At 71.8% G+C, this 17,858-nt stretch carries 18 protein-coding genes; 9 read left to right on the top strand and 9 right to left on the bottom strand.

Features of this window, described 5'->3' with window-relative positions:
- The first annotated feature begins 90 nt into the window (after positions 1-90).
- On the top strand, positions 91-777 hold the full coding sequence (locus tag BEK98_RS09470; protein WP_094215963.1) for a DUF6445 family protein: 687 nt from the start codon (positions 91-93) through the stop codon (positions 775-777).
- Between the two features lie 272 nt (positions 778-1,049).
- Here BEK98_RS09470 and BEK98_RS09460 read toward each other — a convergent pair whose 3' ends face one another.
- Positions 1,050-1,538 (bottom strand): DUF2871 domain-containing protein, encoded by a 489-nt coding sequence (locus BEK98_RS09460; protein ID WP_094215962.1) that lies wholly within the window; start codon positions 1,536-1,538, stop codon positions 1,050-1,052.
- A gap of 442 nt (positions 1,539-1,980) precedes the next feature.
- Here BEK98_RS09460 and BEK98_RS09455 point away from each other — a divergent pair, with 442 nt between their 5' ends.
- From BEK98_RS09455 to BEK98_RS09440, 4 genes are all read left to right on the top strand, one after another.
- A complete protein-coding gene (locus BEK98_RS09455; protein ID WP_094215961.1) occupies positions 1,981-4,557 on the top strand; it encodes a hypothetical protein in 2,577 nt (858 codons plus the stop codon).
- Between the two features lie 157 nt (positions 4,558-4,714).
- Complete coding sequence (locus BEK98_RS09450) at positions 4,715-5,419, top strand: DUF4328 domain-containing protein (RefSeq protein WP_094215960.1); 705 nt, start codon at positions 4,715-4,717, stop codon at positions 5,417-5,419.
- A 65-nt stretch (positions 5,420-5,484) separates the two neighbouring features.
- Positions 5,485-6,150, top strand: coding sequence for an SDR family NAD(P)-dependent oxidoreductase (locus BEK98_RS09445; RefSeq protein WP_094215959.1), 666 nt, complete (start codon positions 5,485-5,487; stop codon positions 6,148-6,150).
- 102 nt (positions 6,151-6,252) lie between these two features.
- Positions 6,253-7,200, top strand: a complete 948-nt coding sequence (locus BEK98_RS09440; protein WP_094215958.1) for an MIP/aquaporin family protein — start codon at positions 6,253-6,255, stop codon at positions 7,198-7,200.
- Here BEK98_RS09440 and BEK98_RS09435 read toward each other — a convergent pair whose 3' ends face one another.
- From BEK98_RS09435 to BEK98_RS09420, 4 genes are all read right to left on the bottom strand, one after another.
- Positions 7,201-7,560: a winged helix-turn-helix domain-containing protein gene (locus tag BEK98_RS09435; RefSeq protein ID WP_094215957.1), complete on the bottom strand. Its 360-nt coding sequence runs from the start codon at positions 7,558-7,560 to the stop codon at positions 7,201-7,203. It abuts the gene before it with no gap.
- Positions 7,557-8,006: a hypothetical protein gene (locus tag BEK98_RS09430; RefSeq protein ID WP_094215956.1), complete on the bottom strand. Its 450-nt coding sequence runs from the start codon at positions 8,004-8,006 to the stop codon at positions 7,557-7,559. The genes BEK98_RS09435 and BEK98_RS09430 overlap by 4 nt, the downstream gene beginning before the upstream one ends.
- Before the next feature lie 121 nt (positions 8,007-8,127).
- Positions 8,128-9,240 carry a sensor histidine kinase gene (locus BEK98_RS09425; protein ID WP_094215955.1) on the bottom strand — a complete coding sequence of 371 codons (1,113 nt, stop codon included), beginning with the start codon at positions 9,238-9,240 and terminating at the stop codon, positions 8,128-8,130.
- Between the two features lies 1 nt (position 9,241).
- Positions 9,242-9,997, bottom strand: coding sequence for a response regulator transcription factor (locus BEK98_RS09420; protein WP_094215954.1), 756 nt, complete (start codon positions 9,995-9,997; stop codon positions 9,242-9,244).
- Between the two features lie 105 nt (positions 9,998-10,102).
- Here BEK98_RS09420 and BEK98_RS09415 point away from each other — a divergent pair, with 105 nt between their 5' ends.
- From BEK98_RS09415 to BEK98_RS09405, 3 genes are read left to right on the top strand one after another with little or no spacing between them, the layout of a single operon-like run.
- A complete protein-coding gene (locus BEK98_RS09415) occupies positions 10,103-10,801 on the top strand; it encodes a glycosyltransferase family 2 protein (RefSeq protein WP_094215953.1) in 699 nt (232 codons plus the stop codon).
- Between the two features lie 53 nt (positions 10,802-10,854).
- On the top strand, positions 10,855-11,472 hold the full coding sequence (locus tag BEK98_RS09410; RefSeq protein ID WP_094215952.1) for a TIGR04282 family arsenosugar biosynthesis glycosyltransferase: 618 nt from the start codon (positions 10,855-10,857) through the stop codon (positions 11,470-11,472).
- Entirely contained in the window at positions 11,469-12,290 is an 822-nt protein-coding gene (locus BEK98_RS09405; RefSeq protein WP_094215951.1) for a methyltransferase domain-containing protein, read from the top strand. The genes BEK98_RS09410 and BEK98_RS09405 overlap by 4 nt, the downstream gene beginning before the upstream one ends.
- On the opposite strand, the gene BEK98_RS09400 is transcribed toward BEK98_RS09405, so the two are convergent.
- Complete coding sequence (locus tag BEK98_RS09400) at positions 12,179-12,634, bottom strand: hypothetical protein (RefSeq protein ID WP_094215950.1); 456 nt, start codon at positions 12,632-12,634, stop codon at positions 12,179-12,181. The genes BEK98_RS09405 and BEK98_RS09400 overlap by 112 nt on opposite strands.
- The gene (locus tag BEK98_RS09395; RefSeq protein WP_244201810.1) at positions 12,634-13,905 is read right to left on the bottom strand and encodes a molybdopterin-dependent oxidoreductase; all 1,272 of its coding nucleotides are present in this window, start codon (positions 13,903-13,905) and stop codon (positions 12,634-12,636) included. Before BEK98_RS09395 ends, BEK98_RS09400 begins: the two co-directional genes overlap by 1 nt.
- Before the next feature lie 113 nt (positions 13,906-14,018).
- Here BEK98_RS09395 and BEK98_RS09390 point away from each other — a divergent pair, with 113 nt between their 5' ends.
- Positions 14,019-15,344: a hypothetical protein gene (locus BEK98_RS09390; protein ID WP_094215948.1), complete on the top strand. Its 1,326-nt coding sequence runs from the start codon at positions 14,019-14,021 to the stop codon at positions 15,342-15,344.
- Positions 15,345-15,406: 62 nt separating this feature from the next.
- Here BEK98_RS09390 and BEK98_RS09385 read toward each other — a convergent pair whose 3' ends face one another.
- Both BEK98_RS09385 and BEK98_RS09380 read right to left on the bottom strand, forming a co-directional pair.
- On the bottom strand, positions 15,407-16,273 hold the full coding sequence (locus BEK98_RS09385; protein ID WP_094215947.1) for an AraC family transcriptional regulator: 867 nt from the start codon (positions 16,271-16,273) through the stop codon (positions 15,407-15,409).
- A 117-nt stretch (positions 16,274-16,390) separates the two neighbouring features.
- Positions 16,391-17,851 (bottom strand): FG-GAP-like repeat-containing protein, encoded by a 1,461-nt coding sequence (locus BEK98_RS09380; RefSeq protein WP_094215946.1) that lies wholly within the window; start codon positions 17,849-17,851, stop codon positions 16,391-16,393.
- Positions 17,852-17,858: the final 7 nt, after the last annotated feature.

The following is a 17,858-nucleotide window of genomic DNA, read 5'->3' as shown; positions in this document are numbered from 1 at the left end:
GACCTTCCTCAGGAACAGTTGACCCTTCCTCGGGAACAGTTGACCTTTCCTCGGGAGAAGGCAGGGGAAACGCAGGCCTAGATTCGCCGCATGCCCCCACAGCCACCCCCCAGGGTGCCCGCCGCGCTTCCCGTCCTGCCCTACCGCAAGCCCACCAAGGGCCGCGACTACTGGGTCCTGGACGACGTCCTGCCGGACGTCGACGCCGTACGGGAGCGGTGTCTGGCCAAGGACGACTGGGTCAAGGGCTACCCGTACACCTCGGAGACCTGGCCCGGACTGCGCGCGATGCCCGGCCTGGAACCCGGTGAACTCGCGGTCATCGAGCGGCTGGTGAAGAAGGCCACCGGGGCCAAGGAGCTGTGGGTGCAGCAGGCGCCCGGCGGCGGCACCCTCAACCACAACTGCGTGCAGGTGGTCGGCGAGGGCGAGAGCGAGCCCCGCCCGCACACTGACTCGCGTGCGCTGTGCCGGTACGCGGCCGTCCTGTACCTCAACCCGCACGTGCCCAAGGACTGCGGCACCAGCTTCTTCCGCCAGTCCCTGCCCGGCGGCCGGCTCGGCGGCAACGTCGTCCAGGCCCCGCACAACAACCTCGTCGAGGCCCTGGGGACGCGGTTCGTGGCGCCGAACGCCTTCGAGGAGGACGTCCGCGTCCCCCACAAGTACAACCGCCTGCTCCTCTACAACGCCAACCTCGTGCACAGCGCGACCGGTTACTTCGGCAAGGAGCTGCCGGAGAAGCGGATGACGGCCGTCTTCTTCTGGATGGCCTGAGCCGTTCCGCCCCGGCCCGCCGGCTCACCCGTACGGAGCAGCCCCTGTGGTCTCCCGGCCGGGTGGGTCGGATCGTCGTACGTACAACCGACTCGGGACTACGACGGCGGAGGTACGGCCATGACGCAGCACACCCGACCGGCGCGGGCGGGGAACACCGGCTGGGCCGAGGGAGGGGTCGTCTTCGGGGGAGTGCTCCTCCTGGTGAACGGTGTCCTCGCCATCCTCCAGGGCATCTCCGCGATCGCGGCCGAAGGACGCCGAGGGCGGCATCAGGAATCCGCGCCCGCAGGTGAACCCGGAGAAGCTGACGGGGCTGCGGCTTCCGACCGGGTGGCCTCGGCGTCCTTCGGTCGAGAGGCGCCCGGCAGGCACTTGCCCGCCGTGATGAAGAACAGCACCAGGCCCACCGTCAGCAGGACATGGCCCAGTCCGGCGATCCCGGCGATCGCGTCCGAGCTGGAGTGGCCGAGGACCGTCAGGGTGCCGTGCAGGGTCATCGTGCCGACGGTCACCACCAGGCCGGCGTTGTAGGTCCAGAAGAACCAGGTGAACAGCCGCTGGGAGGACAGGGCGAACTGCTTCTCCAGCGCCAGGACGACGAGGAAGAACAGCATGCCGAGCGCCAGTACATGGGTGTGCACGACGGCGAGCTGGGTGTCGCCCTCGAAGTCCTTCGCCTTGGTCAGCTCCCGGTAGTACAGGCCGCTGACCAGCCCGACGATCATGTAGATGTGGGCGGTGTTGAGGATCTTCCTCATCTGCGTCTTCCCCCGTGAATCCGCGTCGGTGTCGGCCCCCACCTTGCGCCCGGCCCGTCCGGGCATCAACGATGAGCCCGATAACGACTCGATCAAGAAACAGGAGCGGCAGATCAGGGGCCTCGTGTTGTCCCATCCCCCTGGCCCGCAGGTCTCGACCTGACAGGAAGCCCTCACCGCCGTGGCCACCGGGCAGGCCGTCGCCTCGGTGTCGGGCGACATCGCGGACTTCTATCCGTGGCCCAACCTGGCCTTCATCCCCATCCTCTCGGAGGCGTGAGCGAGCGCGGACTTTTCGCCAGGTTGCTTTCGTCATCCCACCGTTTGTCCGGTGGCACTTTTTTGCCAGGTCATGACGGGAAGGCACCCCTCCGGATAAGCCCTGTCATGCGCGGGAGCTATTGTCCGGCTGGCTGGTTTTCACCCTCTTCCCAGGAGCAGCATGCGCCTCAAGCAGGTCTCCCTCACGACCGCGATATCGGTCGTTGCCGGGCTGACCATGGCCACCGTCGGCCTCACCGGCTCCGCCGCCTGGGCCGACAGCACGGCGGCGCTGCCGCTGTCGCACTACTCCCACCTGCTGGTCGACACCGCTCACCGGCACATCTTCTTCAGCCAGGGCGCGGGCTCGACCGGCATCGTGGTGACCGACCTGTCCGGCACCCCCGTCACCACCCTCGCGGACGAGCAGGGCGCCACCGGCCTGGCGCTCTCCCCCGACGGCGGCACGCTCTACGCGGCCCTGGCGGACGGCGACGCGGTGGCCGCCATCGACACGTCGACCCTCATCGAGACCGCCCGCTGGTCGACGGGGACGGGCAGCGCCCCGGTCTCCGTGGCGGTGGCGGGCGGCAAGGTCTGGTACGGATACACGGACACGGCCGACGCGACCGCCGCGAAGGGCGCGATCGGCTCGGTGGACCCGTCCGCCACCGACGCTGCGGCTACCCCTCAGCCCTCCATGTCGCACTGGTCGGTCGCCCCCCTCCTCACGACGGGCGGCGGGGTCCTGGCGGCCGAGGAACCGCAGCAGAACCTCAGCCACGTGGCCACGTTCGACGTCTCCTCCGGAACGCCGTCGGTCAAGGCGGACACCTTGGTCCACGGCGGCACGGCGAGCGGGCTCCAGGTCACCGGTGACGGCGCGAAGGTGCTGCTCGCGGCCCCCCAGCAGCCCGCCCTCCAGGCCTACCGCGCCTCGGACCTGGACTTCGCGAGCCCCTCCGTCTACTACGCCGGCGGCGTGAACTCGAACCCGAACTCGCTGGCGGTCGACGCCGACGGGACGATCGCGGTCGGCAGCACGGCGGGCTCGAACGCGGGCGTCTACCTGTACGCAGGCTCCAATCTGGCCGAGAACCACGTGACGTTCGACGCCGGGACGGTGGCCCCGGACGGCCTGGCCTGGGGAACCGACGGCGTGACCCTGTACGCGGTCACCCAGGACTCCTCGGGCGCGTACACCCTCAACACGCTGGACACAGCGAAGCTGACGGACACCCAACTCTCCCTGAGCCTGTCCCAGTACGCCGTCCCCACCCAGCAGTTCACCCTCACCGGATCGCTGAGCACGAACGGCTTCGTCCCCGCCGGTGCGACCCTGAAGGTCACGCGCGACGGCACCGAACTGCCCGACGCTCCGGTGGTCGGCAAGGACGGCTCGTTCTCCCTCGGCGACACCAGGCCGGACGAGGGCGCGTACACGTACGAGGTGACGTACGCCGGTGACGCGACGCACCGCCCCGCGAAGGCCTCGCTGACGGTGCAGGTGGCACGCCTGTCGACCTCCATCCCCTTCCCGGAGTTCGCCTCGGCGGCCCCGCACTCGGTGGCCTTCACCGGCTCGCTCTCGACCCAGCTGAACCTCGGCAGCCTCCCTCAGGGCACCACGGTCCAGGTGTCGAGGACGAACGAGGACACGCAGCAGACCACCCAGCTCCCGTCGGCGACGGTGGACCCGGCCACGACCGAGTTCACGGTCACCGATGCCCCGGACCGCGCGGGCAGATTCACCTACCACCTGTCCTTCGCGGGCGACGCCACCCACCAGCCGACGACCTCCGACGCCGAGGTGCAGGTCTCCCCGTACACCCCGGCCCTGACCCTCAAGGCCCCCGGCACGGCCACGCGCGCCACCGCGTTCTCCTTCGTCGGCAAGCTGGGCGACGCCCCCTACGCCACCGGCGAGACGGTCACCGTGACCCGCACGGACGCGGCTCACACGACGACGCCGGTGAAGTGGACGGCGCCCGTGGGGACCGACGGCACGATCACGGTCAAGGACACGCCGTCCATCGGCGGAGCCAACACCTACACGGTGAGCTACCCGGGAGACGCCTCCCACCAGCCGGCGACGGCCTTCGCGATCGTCCAGGTCTCCCGCGCCACGACGACCCTCTCCCTCACCACCAACGCGTCCACGTACTCCTACGGCGCGACGGCCACCGCCACCGCCCACCTGGGCACGACGTACAACGGCCGCACGGTCTCCCTCTACGCCCAGCCGGCCGGCGGCAAGAAGACACTGCTGAAGACCGGCACGGTGGACAGCAAGGGCAACCTGTCGGCGACGTACAAGCCCGCCCGCAACACGACCTTCACGGCCTCCTTCGCGGGCGACTACCGCTACGCACCGACGACGGCGACCCGCACGGCCGACACTCGCGTGAAGATCACGCAGTCGCTGGGCGGCTACTACACCACCACGAAGTACGGCACCACGACCTACCGCGTCTACCACCACACGGCCAAGCCCCAGGTGGCAGCCACGGTGACCCCGAACAAGTCCGGCCAGTGCCAACGCTTCCAGGCCCAGCAGTACTACAGCAGCGCCTGGCACACGATGACGACATCGGACTGCTTCTCCCTCGACGCGAACAGCACCGTGGCGACGAACCTGATCCTCACCAACGCGGTGAACAAGCGGTTCCGGGTGCGGACGGAGTATGTGCGCAGTGCCTCGGACAAGAGCAACGTCACCACGTGGGGCGGGTGGCTGTATCTGACGGTCAGGACCTGAGCGACATCAAGCGCGCGGGTTCATCCGCACGGGATGTGGAGTGCCCGTCGCTTGTCGGGTTGCTGTATGTGCTCATGGACGAGGGCGTTCGCTGACTCGCTCCTCCTGGCTGGCGTGTCCCTGGCAAGTGGCTGTCCGTGTCCGTCAGGATGATGCGGTGAACGAACAGATAGTCGAGCCCGCCGCTCCCTCGCGGGCCCTTGCTCTGCGGCCCATCAAGCTGTCCGGGCGGCTGACCGCGGGGGCGTTGCTGCTCGCGGGGCTCGCCTGGGCCGTGCGGGCCGTGTGGGAGGTGCGGCTGGCCGTGGCCGGGGAGCCTGCCTCGGGGCCGCCGGAGCAGGGGGACGGGGTGCACCGGCCGCTCAACGCGCTGGAGAACTCGTACCACTTCGTCACCAGCGTGGGGGGCGGCGCCGCGTTCCTGTGTGCGCTGCTCTTCATCTCGTGGCTGTGGCGGGTGCGGGACAACGCGCGTGTGCTCACGGGGCGGGCGCCGAAGTACGCCGGGATCTGGGTCTACCTCGGGTGGCTCGTGCCCGTCGTCAACCTGTGGTTCCCGCGGGGCATCGTCGCCGACGCCTACCGGACCACCGCTCCGGGGCGGAAGCTGCCCGTCTCCGTCAACGTGTGGTGGGGGCTCTGGCTGATCGGCATGCTCGGCGGCGTCGGGATCGTCTATCAGGACTCCACCGATGAGATCATCGGCCGCGCGTACACGGAGGTGTGGCCGCTGCTCGCCTCCGACGCCGCCGTCATCGGGGCCGCCGTGGCCGGCGCGTTCGCCGTGCGGGCCGTCACCGCCGTACAGGTGGAGCGGATCCGGCAGGGGTGGCGAGAGGCCGACGGTACTGGCCTGGGCTGAGACCGGGGTGCCGGGCCGGCCGGCCGTGGGTGGTGGTGTGCCGTTGCAGGGGCAAGGATTTGTCCATGAGCACTATGGCCATCGTGGGCGCCGGGCCCGGGCTGGGTGCCGCTGTCGCTCGTCGGTTCGGGCGGGAGGGGTACGACGTCGCCCTCGTCGCGCGGGACAGGGAGCGGCTGCAGGTCCTCGTGGGCGAACTCGCCGACGACGGTGTCGCCGCGCGAGGGTTCGCCGCGGACGTGCGTCGGCCGGAGCAGCTGGTGGCGGCTCTGAAGGACGCCGCCGGCGTGCTCGGGACCATCGAGGTGCTGCAGTACAGCCCCGTCCCGCACCGGGATTTCATGAGGCCCGTGCTGGAGACCCGGCACCGGGATCTGCTCGGTCCGATCGAGTTCTCGGTGTACGGGCCGGTGGCCGCCGTGCAGCAGGTGCTGCCGGGTATGCGGGCGCTCGGGCGGGGGACCATCCTGTTCGTGAACGGCGGGACGGCCGCCGTGCCGCACCCTGAGCGGGCCGGGACGTCCATCGCCTTCGCGGCCGAGAGCGCGTACGGGCATCTGCTGCACGACCGGCTCGCGCCGGAGGGGATCCATGTCGCCCAGCTGGTGATTCCCGGGGCCATCACGCCCGGGCATGTGCGCAAGGATCCCGCCGTGCTCGCGGACACCCTGTGGGGGATGCACCGGGACCGGCACGGGTTCCGGCACTACGCCGACAACCTCGACGCTTAAATCTGCAGCGGCAGTCCCGGAGATCGCGCCGCCCTGCGTGAAGAGCATTTGTGGGCCAAGATGGTCATGTCGGGCCGTACTGCTCTCTTCGAGGGGGCCTCAATGGCTGTCGAAATCCCCCCGCTCATCAAGCCCTCCCGGCTCAGGCGCCGGGGTGGCCTGCTGGGCGAGTGTATGGCGGAGTTCCTCGGGACCTTCGTCCTCATCTCCTTCGGCTGCGGCGTGGTCGCGACGGCGGTGGCCGCACTGCCCGGCTCGGGCCGTGCGGCGACCCCCACGACGATCTTCCTCGCGGCCGGCGACTGGCTGCTGATCACGTTCGGCTGGGCGTTCGCCGTTTGCTTCGGTGTCTACGTCGCCGGTGGTGTCAGCGGTGCCCACCTGAATCCGGCGGTGACGCTGGCGATGGCCATCCGCCGCGGGTTCGCCTGGACCAAGGTCCTGCCGTTCATGTTGTCGCAGGTGGTCGGCGCGTTCGCGGGCGCGGCGCTGGTCTACCTCGTGTACCACAACGCGATCAGCGCCTACGACCAAGCCGCGACGGGGCCGAAGGTGAACGGGCGCACCAACGCCACGTTCTCCATCTTCGCGACCTTCCCTGCCGCGTACTTCCACGGCGGCGTCTGGGGGCCGTTGATCGACCAGATCGTCGGTACGGCCTTCCTGCTCATGCTGATCGCCGCCCTCATCGACCTGCGCAACCAGGCTGTGAAAGCCAACCTCGGCCCGCTGCTGGTGGGCTTCGTGGTCGCCGCGATCGGCATGTCCTACGGCGCCAACGCGGGGTACGCCATCAACCCGGCCCGTGACTTCGGACCGCGGCTGCTCACCTATGCGGCAGGGTGGCAGAGTTACGCCTTCCCGGGCAGCGTGTCCGGTGTGTACAGCGGCTACTGGTGGATCCCGATCGTCGGGCCGCTGGTCGGCGGGACCATCGGGATCCTGATCTACGACCTGTTCATCGGCGATGTCCTGCTCGTGCGCGCCGAACTGGGCGAGCTGCCCGAGCCGGGCCGGGCCCGGGGGGTGAAGGAGGTCGACGAGGAGTAACTAGTCCTCTTCGGGCTCCGACCGGTCCCCTTCGGGCTCCGCTCCTGCCCTGCGGGCCGCCGACGCGATCTCCTCCAGCGCCGTCAGGTGGCCCGCCAGCGCGCGCCGGCCGGTGAGCGTGAGCGCGGCCCAGGTGCGCGGGCGCTTGCCCAGGTAGCCCTTGCGGATGCTGACGTAGCCCGTCTTCTCCAGGGCGGAGAGCGTCTTGCTCAGCGTCGAGTCGGACACCTGGCAGTAGTCCCGCAGGACGGCGAACTCCGCCTCCCCGCACGCGGAGAGGTAGGCGGCGAGGGCCAGCCGGGTGGGGTGGTGGAGTTCGCGGTCCAGGGCGGGAGGCGGACCGCCGGGCTCGCCGGTCATGCGGTGCCCGTCCGGGTCGCGCGCAGCAGGTACTCGACACCGCTCGCGAGGCCGAAGCCGATGAGCCAGCCCGGGGCGCCGTACGGCACGGCGGCCACCAGGCCCACGGCGACCGGGGCGAGGGGGAGCAGCCAGGCCCGCTTGTCGGCCTCGCGGCGCCGGTCGAACCAGGGGGTCGTACCGCCGTGATGGGCCCCCAGCCAGACGAGGACGAGGAAGGCGGCCAGGCTCAGCACACCGACGGTCAGGAGCCGGCCGGACCACTGCGAGCTGATGCCCGACAGGCCCAGCGTGGTGAAGCCGACGGCGCAGGTCAGGCCCTGGCCGAGGGTGTGGCCGCGGGAGCGGGTGCTGCCTGCCGCCCGCGCCGCGGCCTGAGCCGCGTGCGCGGCGCCGAGCGCCTGCTCGGCCTGGCGTCCGTCGATGGGGTCCCCCGTGGTGGCCATGCGTGTACCTCCGGTGTCGGAAGGGCGGTTGGTCGGACCGCCCGATGATCACCTTCAGGATGGACAGTACTTTCCATGAATGCAAGTACTTTCCAGACCGCGTCAGCCGGTGTGTGGTGCTCTACGCCTCCGCCGCCGGCAGGGTCACCTCGAAGCGGCAGCCGCCCGGGATGTTGCGGACGGTCGTGCGGCCCTGATGGGCCTCCACGATCCCTCGTACGATCGCCAGGCCGAGCCCCGCGCCCGCCGGCGGTGTGCGCGCGTCCGTGCCGCGCCAGCCGGTGTCGAAGACGCGGGGCAGGTCCTCCTCGGGGATGCCGCCGCAGCTGTCCGTCACCGACAGGACCACGCCGTCGGGGGCCCGTTCGGCGGCGATGGCGACAGTGCCGTCGGCGGGGGTGCGGCGGATGGCGTTGACCAGCAGGTTGGCGAGGACCCGGCTCATCTCCTTGCCGTCGACCTCCACCGGCACCGGCTCCACCCGGTCGCCCACGAGCCGTACGCCGTGCTCGCGGGCGAGCGGGCCTACCCCCGCGAGGGCGTCGCCGACCAGGTCGTAGAGGGAGATCCGGGCCGGGCTCAGGGGCAGCGTGCCGGCGTGGATGCGGGAGAGTTCGAAGAGGTCGCCGACCATGTCGTTGAGGCGTTCCACCTCGGTGCGGATCTGCTTGAGGTAGCGGTCGGGGTCGGCGGCCACCCCGTCCTCCAGGGCCTCCGACATGGCGCGCAGCCCGGCGAGCGGGGTGCGCAGATCGTGCGAGATCCAGGCGACGAGTTCCCGCCGGGAGGTCTCCAGGGCCCGCTCGCGTTCCCGGGAGGCGGCGAGCCTGGCGCTGGTGGCGGCCAACTCGCGGCTGAGCGCGTCCAGTTCGGCGGTGGCGGGGCTCGCGGGCGCGGCGAAGGATCCGCCGTCGCCGAAGTTCCGTGCGGCGTCGGCCAGTTCACGGCTGCGGGCGACGACCCAGCGGCCCAGCAGCAGCGCGGTCACCAGGGAGACCACGGCCGCCATGGCGACGACCGTGGTGACGACCCGCAGGTCGTGCGAGGACAGGAACATCGCCTGGGCCACGGCCATGGTCCCGGCGAGCATGGCGACCACGCCGACGGCGGCCACCACGGCGAGCGAGGTGGTGAGGGAGCGCCGGCGGATCAGGCGCAGTACGGCCGCTCCGGCGAGGCCGGTGGCGGCGGCGCCGAGGAAGGCGTAGAGGGCGATGAGGAGGGTGTCGCGCATGTCAGTCGCCCTCCCTTCCGGTTCCGGTGGGGTCGAAGCGGTAGCCCACGCCCCACACCGTCTGGATGAGGCGGGGGCGGGCGGGGTCGTCCTCGACCTTGCCGCGCAGGCGGCGGACATGGACGGTGACGGTCGACAGGTCGCCGAAGTCCCAGCCCCACACCTCCCGCATCAGCTCCTCCCGGCCGAACGCCCGCCCCGGGTGCCGCAGGAAGAAGGCGAGCAGGTCGAACTCGCGGAGGGTGAGGGCCAGTTCGGCGCCGTTCTTGGTGGCGCGGCGGGCCGACGGGTCGACGGTCAGACCCGCCGCGCCCAGCGGGCCGCGCGGCCCGGCGGGCCGGGCGCGGCGCAGCACCGACTCCACCCGCAGCACCAGCTCGCGCGGGCTGAACGGCTTGGTCACGTAGTCGTCGGCGCCGACCTCCAGGCCGAGGATCCGGTCGTCCTCGTCGCCGCGCGCGGTGAGCATGACGACCGGCACCGGGCCGTGCTCGCGCAGCCGCCGGCACACCTCCAGGCCGTCCATCCCGGGCAGCATCAGATCCAGCACCACCAGGTCCGGCCGGTGCGCGGCGGCCCGCGCCAGGGCGGCCGGGCCGTCGGCGGCCCGGTCCACGGCGTATCCGGCCCGGTCCAGGTATCCCGCGACGACCTCCGCGACGGTCGGGTCGTCGTCCACGACGAGGATCCGGCCCAGGGGGGCGGGCCGTGGTTCGGCGTCCGGTGATGTGTCCGGTGAGGGGTACGGCTGCTGCATGTCATCCACCCTGGCACCGCGCCGCCCGCGAGGCGCGGTCATGGCTCCGACGTCCGCGTTTCGTAAGGAGGCGATGACCGCTTTGCCCCGGTTCGGCTTCGTAGGGTGAACGCCGTGACGAGCACCTCTCCTCCCCCTGCCGACGTGGACGTCGTGCTGCCCTGCCTGAACGAGGCCGAGGCGCTGCCCTGGGTCCTCGCCCGCATCCCGGCCGGCTGGCGCGCCCTCGTCGTCGACAACGGCTCCACCGACGGCTCCGCCGACCTCGCCCGCGACCTCGGCGCGACCGTCGTCCGCGAGGACCGGCGCGGCTTCGGCGCCGCCTGCCACGCCGGGCTGCTGGCCGCCACCGCCGACGTGGTGTGCTTCTGCGACTGCGACGCCTCCCTCGACCCCGGGCGCCTGGTCCCGTTCGTCCGCGAGGTCCGGGCCGGCGAGGCCGACCTGGTGCTCGGGCGGCGCCGCGCGCAAAGCCGGGGCGCGTGGCCGGTTCACGCTCGCGCGGGCAATTTCGCTCTGGCCCGCCTCCTGCGTCGCCGCACCGGGCTGCGTCTGCATGACCTCGGTCCGCTGCGTGCCGCGCGGCGCGAGTCGCTCCTTGGGCTGGACCTCACGGACCGCCGCAGCGGCTATCCCCTGCAGATGGTGGTCCGTGCGGCCGACGCGGGGTGGCGCATCACCGAGCACGACGTCCCGTATCTGCCCCGCAGCGGTACGTCGAAGGTCACGGGTACATGGCGCGGTACGTGGCAGGCGGTGCGGGACATGAGCCGGGTCCTGAACGAGCCCTCTGTCCCCGCGTAGCTGCGGCCCACCCGCCCCGCACCAACCCCGGTCACCAGCCAAGGAAGGCCCACATGACCACCCTTCTCGTCATCGCCAAGGAGCCGCTCCCCGGGCGGGTCAAGACCAGACTCACCCCGCCCTTCACGCCCGAGCAGGCCGCCGCTCTCGCCGAGGCCTCCCTCGCCGACACCCTGCGCGCGGTGGCCGAGACCCCGGCCACGCGAAGGATCCTCGTGCTGGACGGCCGGCCAGGCCCCTGGCTGCCGCCCGGCTTCGACGTCGTACCGCAGTGCGCCGGCGGACTCGACGCCCGCCTCGCCGACGCCTTCGCCCGCTGCACCGGCCCGGCCCTGCTGATCGGCATGGACACCCCGCAGGTCACCCCGGAACTGCTCACCGTGGACTTCGCCGGCTGTGACGCGTACTTCGGCCCGGCCGAGGACGGCGGCTTCTGGGCGCTGGGCCTGGCCCGCCCCGAACCCGCGCTGCTGCGGGGCGTGCCCATGTCCACACCGCAGACCGGTGCCGTGCAGCGGGAGCGCCTGGTCGCCGCCGGGCTGCGGGTACGGGACCTGCCCCGGCTGCGGGACGTCGACACCGCCGCCGACGCCCGCGCCGTCGCCGCCCTCGCCCCGCACGGCACCTTCGCCGCCCGGCTGGCGGACTGCACGACGACCGGTGCACGATGATCCCCGCAGCCGCCAAGGGCGAACGCGCCCCACTGGGGCCACCCGCACCCGACGACGAAAGCCGCACGGGTGGTGCGGGTGGGAACGAAATCCCCGCCGAAGGCGCAGCCGAGGCGGTATGGGCGGCCTCCGACCCCTACGCCACCGCCCTCCGCACCGGCCGGGGCCCCCTGTACCTGCGCCGCACCGACGGCTGGCTGCTGCCGCTGGAGGTGGAGCGCTGGTGCGCCGGCGCGGACGACGTGGACCGGGCGGTGCTGGACCGCTGCGAGGGCGCCGTCCTGGACGTCGGCTGCGGCCCGGGCCGGCTGGTGGCGGAACTCGCGGCCCAGGGCCGTACCGTCCTCGGCGTCGACGTCAGCGAAGCGGCCGTCACCCGCACCATCACCGTCGGCGGCCAGGCCCTGCGCCGCTCGGTGTTCGACCCGCTGCCCGGCGAGGGCCGCTGGGGCACGGTCCTGCTCATGGACGGCAACATCGGCATCGGCGGAGACCCGGCCATCCTGCTGCACAGGATGGCCCAACTCCTCGCCCCCGGCGGCCTGTTGATCGCCGAGACCGCTCCACTGGACGTCGAGGAGCACGCCGACGTGCAGGTCGTCGCCCACGGACGAGAAGCCGCCGGCGCCCCCTTCCCCTGGGTGCGGATCGGCACCCCCGCCCTGCTCCGGCTCGCGGAGCGGGCCGCCGGGTGGCGCGCGGAGGCTCAGTGGACGGCCGGCGACCGCCGCTTCGTCGCCCTGCGCACCCGCACCACCAGCAGCAGCGCCGAGCCGCCGAAGAGCACGGCGGTGATCAGCAGCCAGCGGGCGAGGTAGACGTCCGCGGACTGACCGGTGGCCAGGCGGTAGCGCTGGTCCACCAGGTCGAGGATCAGCGGGAACCACACGAGCAGCAGCAGCCCCGACAGCACGGTGGGCACCCGCACGTACATCACCCACGCACGCCGCCCGCCCGCTTCGAGACCGTGTACGACCGCCCGGTCGGCCACCGAGTAGAGCGGCAGCAGCACGAGGTCGTGCAGCAGGGCCGCCCCCACGATCCACAGGGCCACCCCGAACCAGTCATCGGCGAGCAGCCGTACACCGGCGTACGCGGCGAGCGCGAACGAGCAGCAGAGCAGCAGGATTTGCAGGGGACTGCCCACAGGTAGACGGCGCATCACAGATCTCCGAAGGTCAGCCGGGCCACCCACTTGGTGTTGAGCACCCCGGGTGCGGCGGGCACGATGACGCGCGCCGGGTGGCCGTGGTCGGGGGACAGTTCCTCGCCGTTGACGTACAGGGCGAGCAGGGAGCGCGGGTCGGCCACCTGGTTGGCGCGCAGGGCCGCGCGGCGGAAGGCGCCGTGCCGTTGCAGCGACTCCACGAACACGTCCGGCGGGTCGCCGTCGTACCCGACGAGCGCCGCGAGGTCGCGCAGCCGCACCCCGCGCCACCACTGGTCGGCGGTGGACCAGCCCTCCACACAGGCGATCGGCAACGACGAGCTGTGCAGGGGCAGTTGGAGCAGCTCGGCGCGGCTGAGGCGTACGGTTCCGGTGCGCCCGGTGACGACGAGCCGCCACGCCTCCGCGCTGGTCTCCGTCGCGTCGATCCCGGCGTACGCGGCCGTCTTGTTGATCTGGAAGCCGTTCGGGCCGCCGGCCGGGTCGGCCCCGCCGTGCGGCGCGAGCAGGGCCGTACGACGGAAGGGTCCGCCCAGGCTCTGCCCCACCGTGGTCAGGAACAGCAGCAGCGAGCCGCCGCCGACGAGCCACAGCGCCCCGCGCCGGGAGACGGTGGGCGGGTCGGGATCCGGCGCGACCAGGTCGTCGTCGTCCCGAGGCCGGACTTCCTCTTGCGACCGGACCTCTTCCCGCAGCCGCCGCTCCCGCACGGCCCGCATCGCGGTCGGCATCTTCAGCACCGCGTGCGCCACGAACGCGCTGAAGAACACCCACGCGCCGTAGAAGTGCAGCGGATAGAAGGAGCCGGGGAAGACGTAGTCCAGTTGGACGTTGAGGACGCCGGTCGTGAACTCGAACAGGCCGCCGCCGACGAGCAGCAGCAGCGAGATCCGCTCCAGCGCGTGCGCGACGGAACGGGCCGGCGGCAGCGTGAACAGCTTCGGCACCACCGACCACAGCTTGGCCAGCAGGACCGGGATCAGGGTGATGCCGAGGGTGACGTGCAGGCCCTGGGTGAACCGGTACAGCCACACGGGGCCGGTCGGCCAGGAGAACAGGTAGAACCCGAGGATCCCCTTGTCGGGGGTCGTGTCGTTCACCCGGGACAGGTTCGGGTTGTAGGCCGCGTACGACACCAGACCGGTCACGAACAGCACGGTGATGCCGACGAGCAGCACGAGGCCGAGCACCGAGGTGAACCAGGTGCCGCGCAGGGGGCTGCGCCAGAAGCCGGGGGAGGTGGGAAGCCGGGGATGGTCGCGCATGCTTCGACCGTAGGCCCGCACCAGCCCGGGAAAGGGTGCGCGACCCATGACGAAACGCTGACGTCCGGCCCGTACGACGACCTGTACAGGGCCGTGCGGCCTAACGTGCCGACGTGACCCGCTCCCTCCGCCGTGATCTGTACGCCGCCCTCGCCGCCGCCCTGCTCGTGACGGTGGCCGTCCTGGTCGGCCGGCACATCCAGGACACCTACCGCACCCTCTTCGTGCACTGGCCGCCCGTACTGGCCGAATGGGACCCGCACGTGGGCCCCGGCACCCCGGCCGCCGTCCTCCTCGCGGCCGCCACCGTGGCCTACGGCCCGTCCCTGGCCGCCCGCCTGCCCTGGCGCGCCCTGCTGGCGGCCTCCTGGGCGACAGCGACGGCCTGGATCCTCTCCCTCGCCCTCGTCGACGGCTGGCACCAGGGCATCGCGGTCCGCCTCACCACCCGCGAGGAGTACCTCCGGGTCATCGGCCGCTTCCACGACATCCCGGCCACCCTGCGCGACTTCACCCACCACATCGTCGCCGGCACCCCCCACCCCTGGCCCGCCCATGTCGCCGGCCACCCCCCGGCCTCCACGCTCACCTTCGTCCTCCTCGACCGGATCGGGCTGCGGGGCGGTGGCTGGGCCGGGATGTGGTGCGTCCTCACCGGCGCGACGGCCTGCGTGGCGGTACTGATCGCCGTACGCGCCCTGGCCGACGAGACCCTGGCCCGCCGAGCGGCCCCCTTCCTGGTCCTCGCCCCGGCGGCCGTCTGGCTGGGCACCTCCGCCGACGCCTACTTCGCCGCGGTGGCCGCCTGGTCCGTGGCCCTGCTCGCCCTCGCGGTCACGCGCCGCTCCCTCACCTGGGCGGCCGCCTCAGGCCTGCTCCTCGGCCTGACCTGCTACCTGTCGTACGGCCTCACGCTCTTCGCCCTCATCGCGGCGGCGGTCCTGCTCCTGGGCCGTGACGCCGTACGCAAGCGCCCCGCCCTCCTCCTGTCCCTCCTCACCGGACTGGCCGTAGTCCCACTGACCTTCACGCTCGCGGGCTTCAACTGGTGGACGGCGTACCACCTGTTGGTGACCCGCTACTACCAGGGCGTCGGCGGCACCCGCCCCTACGGCTACTGGGTATGGGCCAACCTGGCCTGCACGGTCCTCATCACCGGCCCGGCAACGGCGGCGGGCCTGCGCCGCACGGCCACCACCCTCACCCACCGCACCGCCCCCGCCCCCGTCCGCCTGGCACTCCTCGTCTCCGCCACCTTCCTCGCCCTCCTCCTCGCCGACCTGTCGGGCATGAGCAAGGCCGAGACCGAACGCATCTGGCTCCCCTTCGCGATGTGGCTGCTCCCCGCGTGCGCGTACCTGCCCCACCCCCGGGCCTGGCTCACCGCCCAGGCGATCCTGGCCCTGCTGCTCAACCATCTGTTGCTGACGGGGTGGTGAGCGGCTCTGTACACAGGCTGTGGATGGGCCGGCCTGGGCGGCCGGCCCATCCGCGCTGTCGGTCAGATCGCAGTCCGCTCCACGGGGATCCACAGCTCCGCATCCGCCTGTGTGGCGTCCTGCGACAGCCGGGTCCGCAGGATCTCGGGTCCCGGCCGGCTCCGGTACGGATTGGACGGGAACCACTGCGTGAACACGTCCCGCCACAGGTACTGGAGCGCCTGCGGAAACGGCCCGGAGTTCTCGAAGACGGCCCATGTCCCGGCGGGCACGGTGAGCGCGTCCATGTCCTCGGGCACGGCGGCAGACGTCACCACCCCGTGGTAGTAGTCGAGTTCGGTTCCCTCCGCCCGACTCGGGTCGAGGTCCGCACTCACCCCTACGATCCCCTGCGGCTCCTGATCGGACAGGCTCCGCATGCGCTGCAGCGTCTCCTGGCCGATGCCCCGGATGACGTCGGCGATGGCAGGGTTCATCCCCTCGTGCACGAGGGGGACGCGCGCCTTCCTGCCGACCACACGGAACTCGTCCTTCTCCACGATCCGGTATCGCATACTGCTGCTCCCTTCGACGGTGAGGCGGAAGGACAGCCGTGGCTGGGACTGCAGACTCGCACCGGATCGCCTGGCCTCGCCGGGACCGACGCCGTGCATGACGCGGAACGCACGCGCGAACGCCTCCCCGGACGTGTAGCCGTACCGCACCGCGATCTCCAACAGCGTGCGATCCCCGGCCAGCACCTCGGCACCGGCGACCGTGAGCCGCCTGCGCCGGATGTACTCCGACAGCGGAACCCCCGCCAGCGCGGAGAACAGCCGCCGCAAGTGATACTCCGAAGTCACCACGATCCGAGCCAGGTCGGCCCCCTCGATCCGCTGATCAAGGTGGCACTCGATGTGCTCCATGGCCTGGTTCAGCCGCTCCAGCACCCCGGCCTCCTTCCCTTTCGATCACTCACGTTAGGAAGGAACCACCCTGCCGGACCCGACATCCTGTGCCCGATCCGGTCGGGTGCGACCAGCGTGTGATCTCCGCGTTCTGGTGAACTAGCCCGCCAGGTCCGCCCCGAAGCCGGTGTACTTGCCGGCCGGCAGTCCTGCCTTCGTCGGGCCGAAGGTCGTCGACGCCGTCGTCGAGTAGAGCGTGGACGCGGCGCCCGGCAGGAACCAGACGGCGCCCTCGGGGTCGTTCTCCTGGGCGGCGACGGCCGTGAGGTCGGCGTGGCCGTCGTGGTTCACGTCGGAGGCGAGGAGGGTGGCGCCGAAGTTGTCGCCCGCCTCCAGGGTGCCCGGCACGCCGGGGCTGTCCTGGGTGAGGAACACCGGGTGGGCCGTGGAGAGGCCGGAGGCCGAGCCGCGGAGCAGGGTGATCGCGCCGGCGGAGGAGCGGTAGTCGGAGTCGTCCCCGAAGGTCTCGCCGGGCGCGCCGACCGCGAGGTCGCCGTAGCCGTCCTTGTCGAAGTCGCCGATCGCCAGCGCCTGGCCGAAGCGGTCGCCTTCCTCGGAGGAGTCCGGGACGCCCGAGGTGTTCTGTGTGTACGAGACGCGGCGGGTGGCGCTCGGGCCGGACGAGGTGCCGTAGATGACGTGGATCTTGCCGCCGGTGGAGGCCGAGGGCTCGTCGGCCGGGTCCTCGGGGGTGCCGAGGGCGATGTCGCCGAAGCCGTCCTTGTTCAGGTCGCCGATCGCGGCCGTCTCGGCGGTGCGCAGGCTCGCCGCCTTGCTGATGCCGTCGGCTGTGCCCTTGTAGTAGACGGCCGTGGCGAGGTGGTCGCCGTTGGGCTTCTGACCGGTGACGACCAGGTCGGCCTTGGTGTCGCCGCTGACTCGGCCGGCGGTGAGGGCCGGCTTGTCGATGCCGGGGGAGTAGGAGGAGACCCTGCCCGTCGAGCCGGACTTGGTGAACGGGCCCCGGATCAGCCGGACCCGCCAGCTGCTGGGGTTCTCGGTGTCGCTCTGCGCGGAGATCGCCAGGTCGGGCTTGCCGTCACCGGTGAAGTCCGCCGCCGCGACGCTCAGCCCGAAGTAACTGCCGTACAGCGTCTGCGGGTTCTTCACCGTCGTACCGCCGGACAGGCCGGTCTTCGAGCCCCAGACGATGACGACCGTGCCTGCTTCCTGGGTGCTGCCGGCATTCTCGTGCTGTGCCCCGACTACGAGGTCGCTGTAGCCGTCGCGGTTGAGGTCGGCGGTGGCGATCTGGTCGCCGAACTGGTCGGCCTTCTCCGCGTCGTCGGGAATGCCGGCGGTGTTCTGGCTGATCAGCTGGTGCTTGGCCGGGTTCAGTCCGCTCGCCGTGCCGTAGACCACGGCGACCTGGCCGGCCTGGGCCTTGCCGCCGACGGTGGCGAACGGTGCGGCGATGGCCACGTCCCGGTAGCCGTCGCCGTTGAAGTCGCCCTGGAGCCCGGAGGGGGCGGCCGAGGCGGGGGTGGACAGGGCCACCGGGGTCAGGCCCGCGACGAGCAGGGCGGCGAGCGCGGTGCTGCCGCGCAGGGGGTGCTTCACGTCTGTG

This window comes from Streptomyces diastatochromogenes (assembly GCF_002242805.1).
In the GTDB taxonomy this organism is placed as follows: Bacteria; Actinomycetota; Actinomycetes; order Streptomycetales; family Streptomycetaceae; genus Streptomyces; species Streptomyces diastatochromogenes.
This window is presented reverse-complemented; position numbering and strand designations above follow the sequence as displayed.

Bases quoted from the DNA above. Each gene is read 5' to 3' on its own strand.
- BEK98_RS09470 (WP_094215963.1), top strand. From the start codon at position 91: ATGCCCCCACAGCCACCCCCCAGGGTGCCCGCCGCGCTTCCCGTCCTG.
- BEK98_RS09460 (WP_094215962.1), bottom strand. From the start codon at position 1,538: ATGAGGAAGATCCTCAACACCGCCCACATCTACATGATCGTCGGGCTG.
- BEK98_RS09455 (WP_094215961.1), top strand. From the start codon at position 1,981: ATGCGCCTCAAGCAGGTCTCCCTCACGACCGCGATATCGGTCGTTGCC.
- BEK98_RS09445 (WP_094215959.1), top strand. From the start codon at position 5,485: ATGAGCACTATGGCCATCGTGGGCGCCGGGCCCGGGCTGGGTGCCGCT.
- BEK98_RS09440 (WP_094215958.1), top strand. From the start codon at position 6,253: ATGGCTGTCGAAATCCCCCCGCTCATCAAGCCCTCCCGGCTCAGGCGC.
- BEK98_RS09435 (WP_094215957.1), bottom strand. From the start codon at position 7,560: ATGACCGGCGAGCCCGGCGGTCCGCCTCCCGCCCTGGACCGCGAACTC.
- BEK98_RS09430 (WP_094215956.1), bottom strand. From the start codon at position 8,006: ATGGCCACCACGGGGGACCCCATCGACGGACGCCAGGCCGAGCAGGCG.
- BEK98_RS09425 (WP_094215955.1), bottom strand. From the start codon at position 9,240: ATGCGCGACACCCTCCTCATCGCCCTCTACGCCTTCCTCGGCGCCGCC.
- BEK98_RS09420 (WP_094215954.1), bottom strand. From the start codon at position 9,997: ATGCAGCAGCCGTACCCCTCACCGGACACATCACCGGACGCCGAACCA.
- BEK98_RS09410 (WP_094215952.1), top strand. From the start codon at position 10,855: ATGACCACCCTTCTCGTCATCGCCAAGGAGCCGCTCCCCGGGCGGGTC.
- BEK98_RS09405 (WP_094215951.1), top strand. From the start codon at position 11,469: ATGATCCCCGCAGCCGCCAAGGGCGAACGCGCCCCACTGGGGCCACCC.
- BEK98_RS09400 (WP_094215950.1), bottom strand. From the start codon at position 12,634: ATGCGCCGTCTACCTGTGGGCAGTCCCCTGCAAATCCTGCTGCTCTGC.
- BEK98_RS09395 (WP_244201810.1), bottom strand. From the start codon at position 13,905: ATGCGCGACCATCCCCGGCTTCCCACCTCCCCCGGCTTCTGGCGCAGC.